The organism is Streptomyces sp. WG7 (genome assembly GCF_049975785.1).
GTDB lineage: Bacteria > Actinomycetota > Actinomycetes > Streptomycetales > Streptomycetaceae > Streptomyces.
The window spans coordinates 1-13,996 of the sequence record NZ_JBNGGE010000087.1 but is presented as its reverse complement, the minus strand read 5'-3'; the positions used below and the strand labels follow the sequence as shown (position 1 = coordinate 13,996).

Annotated in this window: 11 protein-coding genes; 9 read left to right on the top strand and 2 right to left on the bottom strand. The window is 74.3% G+C overall.

Annotation, left to right across the window (positions count from 1 at the left end):
* The 5 genes from sucB to ACP4J0_RS37760 form a co-directional block, all read left to right on the top strand.
* A partial coding sequence (gene sucB, locus ACP4J0_RS37780) for a 2-oxoglutarate dehydrogenase, E2 component, dihydrolipoamide succinyltransferase (RefSeq protein WP_426603855.1) occupies positions 1-1,017 on the top strand: 1,017 nt, incomplete at its 5' end.
* Positions 1,018-1,281: 264 nt separating this feature from the next.
* The gene (locus ACP4J0_RS37775; protein WP_426526830.1) at positions 1,282-1,905 is read left to right on the top strand and encodes a GntR family transcriptional regulator; all 624 of its coding nucleotides are present in this window, start codon (positions 1,282-1,284) and stop codon (positions 1,903-1,905) included.
* A 368-nt stretch (positions 1,906-2,273) separates the two neighbouring features.
* Entirely contained in the window at positions 2,274-4,976 is a 2,703-nt protein-coding gene (gene aceE, locus ACP4J0_RS37770; protein ID WP_426603853.1) for a pyruvate dehydrogenase (acetyl-transferring), homodimeric type, read from the top strand.
* A 61-nt stretch (positions 4,977-5,037) separates the two neighbouring features.
* Positions 5,038-6,069 carry a helix-turn-helix transcriptional regulator gene (locus ACP4J0_RS37765; protein WP_426603851.1) on the top strand — a complete coding sequence of 344 codons (1,032 nt, stop codon included), beginning with the start codon at positions 5,038-5,040 and terminating at the stop codon, positions 6,067-6,069.
* A gap of 56 nt (positions 6,070-6,125) precedes the next feature.
* On the top strand, positions 6,126-6,647 hold the full coding sequence (locus ACP4J0_RS37760; protein ID WP_426603857.1) for a DUF4240 domain-containing protein: 522 nt from the start codon (positions 6,126-6,128) through the stop codon (positions 6,645-6,647).
* A 136-nt stretch (positions 6,648-6,783) separates the two neighbouring features.
* On the opposite strand, the gene ACP4J0_RS37755 is transcribed toward ACP4J0_RS37760, so the two are convergent.
* Entirely contained in the window at positions 6,784-7,665 is an 882-nt protein-coding gene (locus ACP4J0_RS37755; protein WP_426603849.1) for a peptidoglycan recognition protein family protein, read from the bottom strand.
* A gap of 109 nt (positions 7,666-7,774) precedes the next feature.
* Between ACP4J0_RS37755 and ACP4J0_RS37750 the strand changes: the two genes are divergently transcribed.
* Complete coding sequence (locus tag ACP4J0_RS37750) at positions 7,775-8,959, top strand: MarP family serine protease (protein ID WP_426603847.1); 1,185 nt, start codon at positions 7,775-7,777, stop codon at positions 8,957-8,959.
* Between the two features lie 3 nt (positions 8,960-8,962).
* On the opposite strand, the gene ACP4J0_RS37745 is transcribed toward ACP4J0_RS37750, so the two are convergent.
* Positions 8,963-9,457, bottom strand: coding sequence for an N-acetyltransferase family protein (locus tag ACP4J0_RS37745; protein ID WP_426603845.1), 495 nt, complete (start codon positions 9,455-9,457; stop codon positions 8,963-8,965).
* A gap of 72 nt (positions 9,458-9,529) precedes the next feature.
* Between ACP4J0_RS37745 and ACP4J0_RS37740 the strand changes: the two genes are divergently transcribed.
* The 3 genes from ACP4J0_RS37740 to ACP4J0_RS37730 form a co-directional block, all read left to right on the top strand.
* Positions 9,530-10,576 carry a TIGR01777 family oxidoreductase gene (locus ACP4J0_RS37740; protein WP_426603843.1) on the top strand — a complete coding sequence of 349 codons (1,047 nt, stop codon included), beginning with the start codon at positions 9,530-9,532 and terminating at the stop codon, positions 10,574-10,576.
* Positions 10,577-10,935: 359 nt separating this feature from the next.
* Positions 10,936-12,348: an NAD(P)/FAD-dependent oxidoreductase gene (locus tag ACP4J0_RS37735; protein ID WP_426603841.1), complete on the top strand. Its 1,413-nt coding sequence runs from the start codon at positions 10,936-10,938 to the stop codon at positions 12,346-12,348.
* Between the two features lie 657 nt (positions 12,349-13,005).
* A partial coding sequence (locus ACP4J0_RS37730) for an ALF repeat-containing protein (protein ID WP_426603839.1) occupies positions 13,006-13,996 on the top strand: 991 nt, incomplete at its 3' end.

Sequence of the window (13,996 nt, the reverse complement as noted above, 5' to 3'; positions counted from 1 at the left end):
CCGGCCCCGCAGCAGGCCGCCCCGGCGCCCGCGCCGGCCCCGGCCGCCGCTCCGGCCGCTCCGGCCGCCGCCCAGCCGGTGGACGACGGCGCCTACGTCACCCCGCTGGTGCGCAAGCTCGCCGCCGAGAACGGCGTCGACCTGTCCACCGTCAAGGGCACCGGCGTCGGCGGCCGCATCCGCAAGCAGGACGTCACCGCCGCCGCCGAGGCCGCCAAGGCCGCCGCGCCGGCTCCGGCCGCCGCTGCCGCCCCGGCCCCCGCCGCGAAGAAGGCCCCCGTCCTGGAGACCTCCCCGCTGCGCGGCCAGACCGTCAAGATGCCGCGCATCCGCAAGGTCATCGGCGACAACATGGTCAAGGCGCTGCACGAGCAGGCGCAGCTGTCGTCGGTCGTCGAGGTCGACGTCACGCGTCTGATGAAGCTGCGTGCCCGCGCCAAGGACGCGTTCGCGGCGCGTGAGGGCGTCAAGCTCTCGCCGATGCCGTTCTTCGTCAAGGCCGCGGCCCAGGCGCTGAAGGCGCACGCGCCGATCAACGCCAAGATCAACGAGGCCGAGGGGACCATCACCTACTTCGACACCGAGAACATCGGTATCGCGGTGGACTCCGAGAAGGGCCTGATGACCCCGGTCATCAAGAACGCCGGTGACCTCAACCTGGCCGGCATCGCCAAGGCGACCGCCGACCTGGCGGGCAAGGTCCGGGCCAGCAAGATCAGCCCGGACGAGCTGGCCGGCGCGACCTTCACCATCAGCAACACCGGTTCGCGCGGCGCGCTGTTCGACACGATCATCGTGCCGCCGGGCCAGGTCGCCATCCTCGGCATCGGTGCCACGGTCAAGCGTCCGGCCGTCATCGAGACGGAGGAGGGCACGGTCATCGGCGTCCGCGACATGACGTACCTGACCCTGTCCTACGACCACCGCCTGGTGGACGGCGCCGACGCCGCCCGCTACCTGACGGCGGTCAAGGCGATCCTGGAGGCGGGCGAGTTCGAGGTCGAGCTCGGCCTCTGATCCCCCTGCCAGTGGGCCTGTACGGTGCCCCCGCCCGGACTTCTCCGGGCGGGGGCACCGTCGTGTCCGGCCGGTATGGGTCGTGTAAGTCTCGTCTCACCTGCGTAAAAGCGCCCCCGTGCGCCCTACCCGCCCGCCGCGACGGCCGTATTGTTGCTCAACGTCGAACGCCCCAGGGGTCCCGCCCGCCGCCCGACCACCGCCCCTCGACCAGGGCCGCTCGGGCCGCTGTATAAAATCCATGCCCCTCCCGAAGGAGCTCCCATGACCGCGCCCGTCGTCCACTCGCTGCGCGAACAGATCCGCGAGCACATCCTGGAAGGGATCATCAGCGGACGCTGGCAGCCGGGCGAGCGGATCGTGGAGCGGCGGATCGCCACCGAGCTGGAGGTCAGCCAGACCCCGGTGCGGGAGGCGCTGCGTGAGCTGGAGTCGCTGCGGCTGATCGAGTCGGCCCCGAACAAGGGCGTACGGGTGCGGAACCTGACCGCCGCCGACCTGGAGGAGAGCTACCCGGTCCGGGCCGGCCTGGAGGCGATCGCCGCGGAACTGGCGGCGGACCGCCTCGCGGAGGACTGCTCGGCCCTCGAACCGCACGTCGCCGCGCTGTACGAGGCCGACCGGGTGTCCGACGGGACGGCCCAGGTACGGCACACGGTGGGTTTCCACCGGGAGCTGGTGCGGGCGGCCGGCAACTCGGTGCTGCTGCACACGTGGGAGGGCCTGGGCATCGAGGTGTTCACGGCGCTGTCGATACGGTGGCTGGGCACGGTGCAGCAGTCGTACGCGGAGGAGCACGAGGAGCTGGTCGCGGCGTTCCGCCGCCGGGACCCGCGGATCCCGGAGATCGTCAAGGCCCACGTCCTGGGCTGCGCGCCGCGCGCGTAGTCCGTCGCCCCTGCGGTCACGTTCCCGCCCCCGGAGAACGGCGCAGCCGTTCGGGGGCGCGGGGAACCGCGCGACCGGCCACCCCGGACCCGCACCCGCCACACTCCCGAACCACCCGAGCTCTACCGCGCTCACCTGCACAAACCGCCATCTTCAAGGTCACCCCGTGCCACCGCCGGAGGCACCCCGTGCCGACTTTCTCGGTATCGAGAGGTTTTGCCCCTCAACCCTTTGATCGATCATCGATCACGGAGTTACAGTCACCGTCGGGCTTCCACCGAAGCCCACCGCCCTGTCCTGCCAAAGACCTAGGGCACCCCGAACCCTTGCCGATGAGGGAACCCCCTTCGACTGAGGAAGGCGGCGACATGACCGACCCCAAAGCCATCCAGCCGAGCGAGCTCGACCAGCTCCCGGACCGCGACCCCGAGGAGACCGCCGAGTGGCGGGCCTCCCTGGACGCCGTCACCAAGGCGGCCGGGCCGCACCGTGCCGCGTACCTGATGCGCCGCACCCTGGAGCGCGCCGAGGGCGCCGGCATCGCGCTGCCGAAGCTCCTCGAGACGGACTACGTCAACTCCATCCCCACCGCCGACGAGCCCGTCGTGGACGGCGACGAGGCGATGGAGCAGCGGATCACCGCCTGGAACCGCTGGAACGCGGCGGCGATGGTCACCCGCGGCAGCAAGTACGGCGTCGGCGGCCACATCGCCACCTTCGCCTCCGCCGCCTGGCTGTACGAGACCGGCTTCAACCACTTCTTCAAGGGCAAGGAGGGTGACGGCTCCGGCGACCAGCTCTACGTCCAGGGCCACGCCTCCCCCGGCATCTACGCCCGCGCCTTCCTCGACGGCCGCCTGACCGAGGAGCAGCTCGACAACTTCCGCCGCGAGGCCGGCGGCAACGGCCTGCCGTCGTACCCGCACCCGCGCCGCCTGCCCTGGCTGTGGGAGTTCCCGACCGTCTCCATGGGCCTCGGCCCGATCTCCGCGATCTACCAGGCGCGGTTCAACCGCTACCTGACCAGCCGCGGCATCAAGGACCTGAGCAACTCCCACGTGTGGGCGTTCCTCGGCGACGGCGAGATGGACGAGCCGGAGTCCACCACCGCGCTCACCCTCGCCTCCCGCGAGGGCCTGGACAACCTGACCTTCGTCATCAACTGCAACCTGCAGCGCCTCGACGGTCCGGTCCGCGCCAACTTCAAGATCGTGCAGGAGCTGGAGGCCCAGTTCCGCGGCGCCGGCTGGAACGTGGTCAAGTCGCTGTGGGGCACGGCCTGGGACGAGCTGTTCCAGCTCGACACCACGGGCGCGCTCGTACGCCGCCTGCGCGAGGTACCCGACGCGCAGGTGCAGACGTACCAGACGCGCGACGCCGCCTACATCCGCGAGGACTTCTTCGGCAAGGACCCGCAGCTCGCCGAGATGGCGAAGCTGCTGTCCGACGACAAGATCCTCGAGTGCTTCCACTACTCGCGCGGCGGTCACGAGTCCCGCAAGGTCTACGCCGCGTACAAGGCCGCGCTCGCCCACAAGGGCGCGCCGACCGTGATCCTGGCCCAGACGGTCAAGGGCCACACCCTCGGCCGCGGCTTCGCCTCCAAGAACGCCAACCACCAGATGAAGAAGCTCTCGGTGGACGAGTTCAAGGACATGCGCGACCTGCTCGGCCTGCCGATCACGGACAGCGCCTTCGTCGACGGCGTGGTCCCCTACGGCCACCCGGGCGCCGACTCCCCCGAGGTCCGCTACCTCCAGGAGCGCCGCGCCGCCCTCGGCGGTCCGGCCCCGGCCCGCCGCGTCCACCCGGTCGCGCCGCTGCCCGCGCCCGCCGAGAAGGCGTTCGCCTCCTTCGACAAGGGCTCCGGTTCGCAGAGCGTGGCCACCACCATGGCCTTCGTCCGCCTGGTCAAGGACCTGGTCCGCGACAAGGAGACCGGCAAGCGCTGGGTGCCGATCGTCCCCGACGAGGCGCGCACCTTCGGCATGGAGAGCCTCTTCCCGTCCCTGGGCATCTACTCGCCCAAGGGCCAGACGTACGAGCCGGTCGACCGCGACCAGCTGATGTACTACAAGGAGGCCACCAACGGCCAGATCCTCAACGAGGGGATCACCGAGGCCGGCTCCATGGCCGACTTCATCGCCGCTTCGACGTCGTACGCGACGCACGGCGAGGCGATGATCCCGTTCTACATCTTCTACTCGATGTTCGGCTGGCAGCGCACGGCCGACCAGATGTGGCAGCTCGGCGACCAGCTCGGCCGCGGCTTCCTGGTCGGCGCCACGGCGGGCCGCACCACGCTGACCGGTGAGGGCCTCCAGCACGCGGACGGCCACTCCCCCGCCATCGCGGCGACCAACCCGGCGGCCCTGACGTACGACCCGGCCTTCGCCTACGAGGTCGCGGCGATCGTCAAGGAGGGTCTGCGCCGGATGTACGGCGAGGCCGCCCCGGGCGAGGACCAGGACGTCTTCTACTACCTGACGGTCTACAACGAGCCGATGCCGCAGCCGGCCAAGCCGGCCGTCCCCGGCGTCGACGAGGGCATCGTCAAGGGCCTGTACCGCTTCAACACGGCGGAGTCGGCCGGCCTCACCCCGGCCGCGAACGCCCCCCGCATCCAGCTGCTGGGCTCCGGCACGGCGATCCACTGGGCGCTCAAGGCGCAGAAGCTGCTCGCCGAGGAGTGGGGCGTGTCCGCCGACGTGTGGTCCGCGACCTCCTGGACGGAGCTGCGCCGGGACGCGCTGGACGCCGACGCCGCGCTGCTGCGCGGCGAGGAGCGGACGCCGTACGTCCGCCGGGCGCTCCAGGGCGCCGAGGGCCCGGTGCTCGCGGTCTCCGACTACATGCGCCAGGTCCCGGACCAGATCGCGCAGTGGGTCGAGCAGGACTGGTCCTCGCTGGGCGCCGACGGCTTCGGCCTGTCGGACACCCGTGAGGCCGCGCGCCGCCACTTCGGTGTCGACGCCGAGTCCATCGTCGTCGCCGCCCTGGCCCAGCTCGCGAAGCGCGGCGAGGTCAAGGCGACGTCCGTGAAGGAGGCGCGCGAGCGCTACGGCCTGTAAGGCTCAGGCATGTCTGACAGGAGGCCCCCGCCGCGGCGGGGGCCTCCTGCATGATGTGGGGATGCGCGCTGCCCGCCTCATCAAGATGGTGCTGCTCCTCCAGTCCCGCCCGGCCATGACCGCCGCCGAACTGGCCCGGGAACTGGAGGTGTCGGAGCGGACCGTGACGCGGGACGCGCAGGCGCTGTCGGAGGCGGGCGTACCGGTGTACGCGGAGCGGGGGCGGGCCGGCGGCTACCGGCTGATCGGCGGTTACCGCACCCGGCTGACCGGACTGGCCCGGGGCGAGGCCGAGGCGCTGTTCCTGTCCGGGGTGCCGGGGGCGCTGCGCGAGATGGGCCTGGAGGACGCGGCGTCGGCGGCCCGCCTGAAGGTGTCGGCGGCCCTGCTGCCGTCCCTGCGGGACGCCTCCCGCACGGCGGCACAGCGGTTCCACCTGGACGCGCCGAGCTGGTTCCGGGAGCCCGGGACGCCCGAGCTGCTGCCGGCGGTGGCGGACGCGGTGTGGGACGACCGGCGGGTCACCGCGCGCTACCGGCGCGGCGAGGACGAGGTCGTGCGGGAGCTGGAGCCGTACGGGCTCGTGCTGAAGGCGGGGGTCTGGTACCTGTGCGCGAGGGTCGCGCGGGCGGCGGACGAGGGCCCCTTCCGCGTGTACCGCATCGACCGGTTCGCGGCGGTGGAGGCGGGCGAGGAGCGCTTCGAGCGGGACGACGACTTCGACCTGCCGGCGTTCTGGACGGAGCGGGCCGAGCAGTTCGCGCGGTCGATCCTGCGGGTGGAGGTCGTGGTGCGGCTGTCGCCGGAGGGTGCGCGCAGGCTGGCGCACGTCGTCGACGCGCTGTCCGCCCGGGAAGCGCTGCGGGCCGCCGGGGCGCCGGACGCGGACGGCTGGGTGACGGTGACGCTGCCGGTGGAGTCCGAGGAGATCGCGCACACCCAGTTGAGGGGGCTCGGGGCGGAGGTGGAGGTACTGGCGCCCGAGGCGATGCGGGCGCGGTTCGCGCGGGAGGCACGGCGGCTGGCCGGAATGTACGGCGACGGAGTGAACGGCGAAGGCGTGCGCGGCGACGCCGACCCGGCCGGGACATGACGATCCGCCGCACTCCGCGTGCGTCGCCCCCGTCCAGGACCGATGCTGGACCCGTGATGGACGAGACGGAGTTCTGGGAGCTGATCGACGCCACCCGGCAGGGCGCCGACGGCGATCCCGAGGACCAGGCCGAACTGCTCGTGGAGCGGCTCCTCGGGCTGGACCCGGACCTGGTGCTCGACTTCGCCCGCCATTTCGAGGCGCGTTACAACCGCGCCTGCACCTGGGACCTGTGGGGCGCCGCGTGGGTGCTGCTCGGCGGGGCGAGCGACGACGCCTTCGACTACTTCCGGTGCTGGCTGATCGGCCAGGGCCGCGAGGTGTACGAGGGCGGGGTGCACGATCCCGACTCGCTCGCCGAGCTGCTGGAGGACTTCGACGAGGAGCTGGACGGCGACGGCGAGGAGCTGGGCTACGCGGCCGACGAGGCCTACGAACAGCTCACCGGCACCGTCGCCCCCGACCTGGGCATCGCGCCCGCGCCCGCGGAACCGCTGGGCACTCCGGTCGACCTGGAGGACGACCGGGCCCTCGCCGCCCGCTTCCCGCGCCTGTGGGAGCGGTTCGGGCGGGACTGATCCCGCCGCCCGTCCCGGCCTCGGGCGGTACGGCGGCGGCCGGCGTCGGGCGGACGGTGCGGCCGGCCGTAGGGGGCCGGCCCGTAGGGGGCCGGGGTGTCAGCGGCCCTCGCGACCGCGGTGCCCGTCCCGCGGGTCAGCCGGGCCGGCCCTGGAGCCGGGCCGCCACGTCCCTGATGTGCGGGAGGCGGGCGGTGAGGGCCGCGCCCGGGCAGCTGGTCTGGTAGCCCTCGTCGTGGCCCGCGACGGCGGGCAGGGTGGCGGTGGAACCGGCGGCGTACCGGCTGAGGCCGTTGCTGGAGACCAGGCTGGCCTTCCCGCGCGGGTCGGTGTCGCCGCGGCCGAGTTTCCAGGCGGCCAGCGCGGCGATCGCGTCGGTCAGCGCGTCGGGCACGGGCACGCCGGCGGTGAAGGTGCCGAGGGCGGCGATCCCGGTGGTGCGGTGGTTGAAGCCCTGGGTGTGGGCGCCGGTGACGGGGCGGTCGATGCCGCCGGCGCGGCCCTCGTAGATGGTGCCGCAGCGGTCGACGACGAAGTTGTAGCCGATGTCGTCCCAGTCCCGGGCGCCGGTCTGCCCCGTGTAGACGCCGCGGAGGATGGCCGGCACGTCGGCGCAGTCGTAGCCGTTCGGCGTGTCCGTGTGATGGATGAAGACGGCGAGGACCTTGTCGTCGTAGCGCGGGGGCGGCTGCGCCCGGGCGGCGTCGCCCAGCCACCGCGACCGGGGCACGATGGGCGGCCGGGGCGCGGCGTACCGGTCCGCGGCGGCCTGCCCCTCGTGCGTCGTGGCCGCCCGTTCCACACCGCTCGCGCACAGCGCCAGCGCGGCGGCGGCCGCCAGTCCGGGCAGACAGCCGAGCAGCGCCCGTACCGCGCCCGGCGTGCGGGCGGCGGCGCCCGGTACGGGGACCACACGCCGCTCCCGGTCCCCGCCCGGTCCTCGGAAGACACGCATGGGCCCACTGTCCGGCTGATCCGGTCCGCCCGCGATGTGTGCTGTGCCACCTGGCGGAACCATCGTCCCGGTCCACGACGTTTTCCGGTTGACCCGAGGCCGATCTCCCGGCCCGTCCGGCACGTGCTCGGGGGACCGGGGCCGCAGGGGGCCCGGTGGAAAGGCGGTGCGCGTGGACGTGCTCGACATCCTGCTGGTGCTGGTGGTGCTGGCCTACGCGGCCTCCGGCTACCGGCGCGGTCTGGTGGCCGGCTGTGTCTCGCTGGCCGGCTTCGTGGGCGGCGCGGTGATCGGCGTGTGGATCCTGCCGTGGGTGATGGACCTGGTGGCGCCGGGCTCGACGGCGGCGACGGTGACCGCCGTGATCACGGTGCTGGTGCCCGCGGTGGTGGGCCACGAGCTGGCGGGGCGGCCCGCGCTGCGGCTGCGCCGGGAGCTGGACGCCGGGCCGCTCAGGGCGGCCGACGGGATCGGCGGGGCGGCGGCCAACGCGGCGGCGGCGCTGATCGTGGCGTGGGTGGCGGCGAGCGTACTGGCGGCGTCCTCCTCCTCGCTGCTCACCTCGGCGATCCGGGACTCGACGCTGCTGGGCGCGGTGCAGCGGGCGATGCCGGACACCACTCCTGCGTGGTTCTCCGGGGCGACGTCCGCGCTGGCCGAGGCGGGGTTCCCGCAGGTCTTCAACCCGTTCGAGAACGAGTCGACCGCGAAGGTCGCCGAACCCTCCGGGGACAGTGTCACGGCGGCGGCGACCGAGGCGGCGAAGCTCAGCACGGTGAAGGTCGAGGGCGTCGCCGGCTCCCAGGGCCGGGAGGGCAGCGGCTTCGTGTACGCGCCGGAGCGCGTGATGACCAACGCCCACGTGGTGGCCGGCATCGACGACCCGACCGTGCGGGTCGGCGGGGTGGGGCCGTCGTACGAGGCGCGGGTGGTGCTGTTCGACCCGCGCAAGGACGTGGCCGTGCTGTACGTCCCGGACCTGACCGCGCCCGTCCTGCGGTTCGACGACAACGCGGAGCGCGGTGATCCCGCGGTGGTCGCGGGCTACCCGCAGGACGGCGACCTGGACCTGCGGGCGGCGACCGTGGCGAACCGGGTCCGGGCGACCGGCCAGAACATCTACAGCGACGCGAACGTCACCCGGGAGATCTACTCGATACGGTCCACGGTCCGCCCCGGCAACTCGGGCGGACCGCTGCTGACCACCGACGGCCGGGTGTACGGCGTGGTCTTCGCCCGCTCCACCTCCGACGCCGGGACCGGTTACGTGCTGACGGCGGACGAGGTGGCCGCCGACGCGCGGCGCGCGGCCGACGCGACCCGGGCGGTGGACACGGGCGAGCCGGTCGCGTCGTGAGCGTCAGGGGCCGGTCAGCGACCGGCCCATGAGCACGTCGTCGACGTAGTCGCCGTCGAGGTGGAACTCCTCCGGCTGCAGGCCCTCGACGACGAAGCCCTCGGACTCGTAGAGCCCCCGGGCCGCGGTGTTGTGACCGAGGACGCGCAGGGTGATGCGGCGGAAGCCCTTGTGGCGGGCGTCGTCCACGGCGGCCCGGACGAGGGCGCGGCCGACGCCGTTGCCGCGGGCCGCGTCGGAGACGGCGAGGCCGCGGATCTGGCGTACGTGGGTGTTGGAGGCCAGGGGCGTGGGGAAGCCGAGGCGGACGTAGCCGACGACGGCGCCGTCGAGTTCGGCGACCAGGTGGTCGGCGGGGCCGCACGTCTCGCGGAAGAAGGGGTCGTCCGGCTCCGGTCGGGGCGAGACGGCGTGCAGGTAGGACCAGGTCTCGTGGTCGATCCGGCGCAGCGGCTGCTCGTCGTCGGACCTGGCCTGGCGTATGTGCGGAACTGGCATGACGGTCACTGTACGACGCGGGTCCGGGCACCGGTCCGGGGTTTTTCCGGGGCCACCCGGCAGGATGGGCGCATGGACGACGGGCGCATGGACGACGGGCCTGGGAACGACGGACGCGCGGGCGGGGGACGGCGCGGGCGCACGAGTGGCGAGCGCAAGGGCGACCGGCCCACGGACGACGGGCCCACGGGCGACCGGCCCACGGACGACCGGCCCACGGACAGGGATCGATCCCGCGTCGCGGTGGCCGGCGCCTCCGGTGTCATCGGCAGCGCACTGGTGCGGTCCCTGACCGCCGACGGGCACGAGGTGGTGCGCCTGGTACGCCACGCGCCGCGCGGTGCGGACGAGGTCCGGTGGGACCCGGAGGGCGGACGCGTGGACGCGGCCGGGCTCGCCGGGTGCGACGCCGTGGTCAACCTGGCCGGGGCCGGGATCGGCGACCGCCGCTGGACCGACGCGTACAAGACGCGCATCCGCAGCAGCCGGGTACACGGCACGACGGCGCTCGCGGAGGCCGTCGCCTCACTGGAGACGCCTCCGCGGGTCTTCGTGAACGGCAGCGCGATCGGCTTCTACGGGCAGACCGGCGACCGGACCGTCGACGAGAGCGCGCCCGCGGGAGAGGGCTTCCTGCCGTCCCTGTGCCTGGAGTGGGAGGCCGCCGCGGCCCCCGCCCGCGAGGCGGGCGTGCGGACGGTGTTCGTGCGCACCGGGCTGGTCGTCTCCCGCCGGGGCGGGGCCTGGGGCCGGCTCTTCCCGCTCTTCCGGGCGGGACTCGGCGGACGGCTGGGCGACGGGTCCCAGTACTGGTCCTTCGTGGCGCTGCACGACGAGGTGGCGGCGATCCGGCACCTGCTGGACCGCGGGGACCTGTCCGGCCCGTTCAATCTGACCGCCCCGCATCCGGTGACGAACCGTGAGGTCACCGCGGCCATGGGGCGCGTGCTGCACCGCCCGACGCCGTTCGCGGTGCCCGCCCCGGTCCTGCGCGCCGCGCTCGGCGAGCTGGCCGGCGACGTCCTGGGCAGCGCCCGGGTCCTCCCGGCGCGCCTGCTGGACTCGGGCTTCCGCTTCGCGTTCCCGGAGATCGACGGGGCGATCCGGGCGGCGCTGTGAGGTGGGGGACGGGGCGGCCGTGCCGGAGGACCCGGGGCCGGCCCCGCCCCGGCCTCGTCGCTCCGCCCTCGTCCGCTCCGCCCTCGTCCGCCCCGGCCTCGTCCGCCCCGGCCTCACCCGCTGCCACCCTGGCCGCGCCCGCCCGCCCGTTCCTCGTCGCCTTCGGCCAGTTCCCGACCGAATGACGGCCACATAGCACCCGTATGACACCCGTATGCGACCGTCGTGCGACCGTGCCCTGCCTCCATGCGACTCCCCTTGACCTTTTCCAGACCTAACCTCGACTCGAACTCGGGTATTCCTCAAGGCAGTTGGGGGCATGACGTCTCCAGCGGCCGCGCAACCTCGAGGAGGGGCACGTGCTTGAGCCCGCGTACCAGGCGGACGTCGTCGTCGTGGGGGCCGGGATCGCCGGACTCTCCGCGGCGCATCGGCTGACCAGCGCAGGAGTGACGACCACGGTCCTGGAGGTGGCCCATACGGTGGGCGGCCGGATGGCGACCGAGAAGATCGACGGCTTCCGGCTCGACAGGATCGGACAGCTGCTGCCCACGGCACTTCCCGAACCGCACCGCGCCCCCGGGCCGGCCGGCCCCGCACTGCTGCCCTTCGCCCCCGGCGTCCTGCTGCACAGCGAGGGCCGTCACCACCTCGCGGGCGCCCCGGCGGGTGCCCGGGGCGCAAGGAGCGCAAGGGGCGCACTCCATGCAGTACGCGCCCTCGCGAGCGCCCCCCGGTCGGCGCCCGCGCCCCGGCGCGCTGTTCACATCCCCCACGCGTCCGGCAGGCCCGCGCCCGCGCCCCGTACGCGCGTCGGCGCCCCGCTCGGCACCGCGGTCGACCAGGCCCGGCTCGGCGCCGCGCTGACCCGGCTCGCGAACACCCCGGTCGAGCGGCTGCTGGCCCGCCCGGAGCTGCCCGCCGCCCAGGCACTGGCGGTCCGCGGGCTGCCGGCCCGCACGATCGACGGCTTCCTGCGCCCGCTGCTCGCCGCCCTGCTGTGCGACCCTGACCTCACGACCTCCAGCCGGTGCGCCGACCTCGCGCTGCGCGCGTTCGCCGGCGGACGGCTCGGACTGCCCGAGGGCGGCGCCGAGGCGCTGCCGGAGCTGCTGGCGCGGACGCTGCCGCCGGGCACCGTGCACACCGGTGTCCGGGTCACCTCGGTCGCCACCAACGCCGTGACCACGGCGGAGCACGGCGTCATCCGCTGCCGGGCCGTCCTGGTGGCGACCGACGCCCGCGCCGCGGCCGAGCTGCTGCCGGGCCTCAGGGTGCCGGACTTCCACCCGGTGACGGTGGTGCACCACACGACGGACGAGCCCCCGACGACCGGTGCCGCCCTGCTGCTGGACGCGGACCGAGGGGGCCCGGTCGCCCACACGGCGGTGGTCAGCCAGGTGGACCCGTCCCGTGCGCCGGCCGGTCGCACCCTCGTCTCGTCGACGGTCCTCGGCCCTCCCCCGCCCGACGTCGACACCGCCGTACGCATCCACCTCTCCCGCCTCTACGGCACCCCGACCACCCGCTGGGAGACCCTCGCCGTGCACCACACGCCCGAGGCGGTGCCCACGATGCGCCCACCGCACGACCTGCGCAGGCCGGTTCGGTTACTGGCCGGCCTGTACGTGTGCGGCGACCACCGCGACACCAGCACCGTCCACGGCGCGCTGCACTCCGGCCACCGGGCCTCGGCGGCGATCCTGACGGACCTGGGCTCGGGACGGCCGATGCACGCGGCGGAAACGGTGGCCTCGGCACAGGCGGCCTGAGGCCGGCCCGACGGTTCTCGCCGCGGACACGGGCGCCCGGCACGCCCCTGCGCGGCGTGGCCGCCGATCACCGACGGCCCGCCGGTGCGGGGTCGGCCACCGGACCACCCGCACGGGTGAGCCGGCAGGCCGCCCGCACCGACGGGCCGCCCGCGCCGGTGGGCCGCCCGCGCCGGTGGGCCACCGGGCCACCCCCGCCCGCGGACCACCCGCGCCCACAGATCCCCCTCGCCCGCGGAGCACCCGCAGCCGTGACCCAGCGTGCCGCCGGCGCCCGCGGTTCACCGGTGCCCGCGGGCCGCCGGTGTCACGGCGCGGTCGGCTGCCTTCCCCGACGGGGCACGCGGCGCGCCGAGCGCCCCGGAGCCCGGCCGCGCGCGGCTGTACGAGCGGTCGGGCTCCGCCTCCGGCCACGCACGCGCGCCTCAGCGGTCTGATCATTCATCAGCTGACGCGGCGTCGCGCCGCGTATCCTTCCGTGGCCGAACTCCCGTTCGCATCCACCATGGTGGGCTGACAAGAAATGGCTGACCTACGTTGATACAGAGATACAGAACCAGGGCCGGACTGTTCCGGCTCCTGGGAACCGACCGCCGGGCAAGCGCCACGCGACAGTCCGCGCGGGCGCTCTGCCTGGCCCTTCTCCTCTCACTCGTCGTGGGACTCCTCGGAGCCCCGGCCGTCGCGGCACCGGTGGCCGAGGTTCCCGCCTCCGACGAAGCGGCGAGTACGGACCACATTCCCGCCACCGACCGGGGAGAGGTCCTGCGCGCCTGGAAGGCGGGCGGGCCCGGTGTGAAGGCGGCCGCGGAAGCGGCGCTGCTGGGCTCGGACGAGCAGGTGCGCACGTTCCTCGACAGTGAGCTGGCCGTCGCGGAGCTGGCGGACGACCGGGTCGCCACCGTGCAGATCTTCTCGGTCGGCGGCCGGGCCGTACGGGAGGCCGCCGAGACGGCTCTGGCCGGGACGCCGGCGGACCTGGACACCTTCCTGAAGTCGGGCTGGCAGGCTCCGCTGGCGGAGGACCAGCGGGTCCGTGCCACCCAGATCATCAGCGCCGGCGGGCCGCAGGTGAAGGCGGTCGGCCAGGCCGCCATGAACGGCACCGCCGAGGACGTGCAGCGCTTCATCGTCGAGGGGCAGTACGACGCCGAGCGCAGCGACGAGCGTGTGCTGGTGGTCCAGATCCTTTCCACTGGCGGTCCTGCCACCCAGGAGGCCGCTCGGGCAGCGCTGGACGGCGCTCCGGAGGACGTGACCGCGTTCCTGGAGGTGGGCCAGTACGTGGCGCGGGCCCGCGACCAGGAGCAGGCCACCATCGAGGACCTGGTCGCCCAGGCCGAGGAGGCCGGCCGGCAGGCCCGGGTGGAGACCGACGCCGCCAAGGAGGCCTCCGCGCGGGCCATCGCGGCGACCAAGCTGGCCAAGGAGGCCGCGCAGAAGGCCGCCGCGGAGACCGCCGCGGCCAAGGAGGACGCCACCAAGGCGTCCAACGCCGCCGGCCGGGCCGCCGACGCGGCCCGCGGGGCCGCCAAGGCCGCCCAGGAGGCGATCTCCTCGGCCCGCGCCGCCAACACGTCGGCACGCATCGCCGCCAACGCCGCCGCACCGGCCGCCGCGGCGGCCGCCTCCGCGGCCCAGGCCGCCT

Excerpts from the sequence above, each read along its gene's own strand:
- ACP4J0_RS37775 (WP_426526830.1), top strand. The coding sequence starts at position 1,282 with ATGACCGCGCCCGTCGTCCACTCGCTGCGCGAACAGATCCGCGAGCAC.
- aceE (WP_426603853.1), top strand. The coding sequence starts at position 2,274 with ATGACCGACCCCAAAGCCATCCAGCCGAGCGAGCTCGACCAGCTCCCG.
- ACP4J0_RS37765 (WP_426603851.1), top strand. The coding sequence starts at position 5,038 with ATGCGCGCTGCCCGCCTCATCAAGATGGTGCTGCTCCTCCAGTCCCGC.
- ACP4J0_RS37760 (WP_426603857.1), top strand. The coding sequence starts at position 6,126 with ATGGACGAGACGGAGTTCTGGGAGCTGATCGACGCCACCCGGCAGGGC.
- ACP4J0_RS37755 (WP_426603849.1), bottom strand. The coding sequence starts at position 7,665 with ATGGTTCCGCCAGGTGGCACAGCACACATCGCGGGCGGACCGGATCAG.
- ACP4J0_RS37745 (WP_426603845.1), bottom strand. The coding sequence starts at position 9,457 with ATGCCAGTTCCGCACATACGCCAGGCCAGGTCCGACGACGAGCAGCCG.
- ACP4J0_RS37740 (WP_426603843.1), top strand. The coding sequence starts at position 9,530 with ATGGACGACGGGCGCATGGACGACGGGCCTGGGAACGACGGACGCGCG.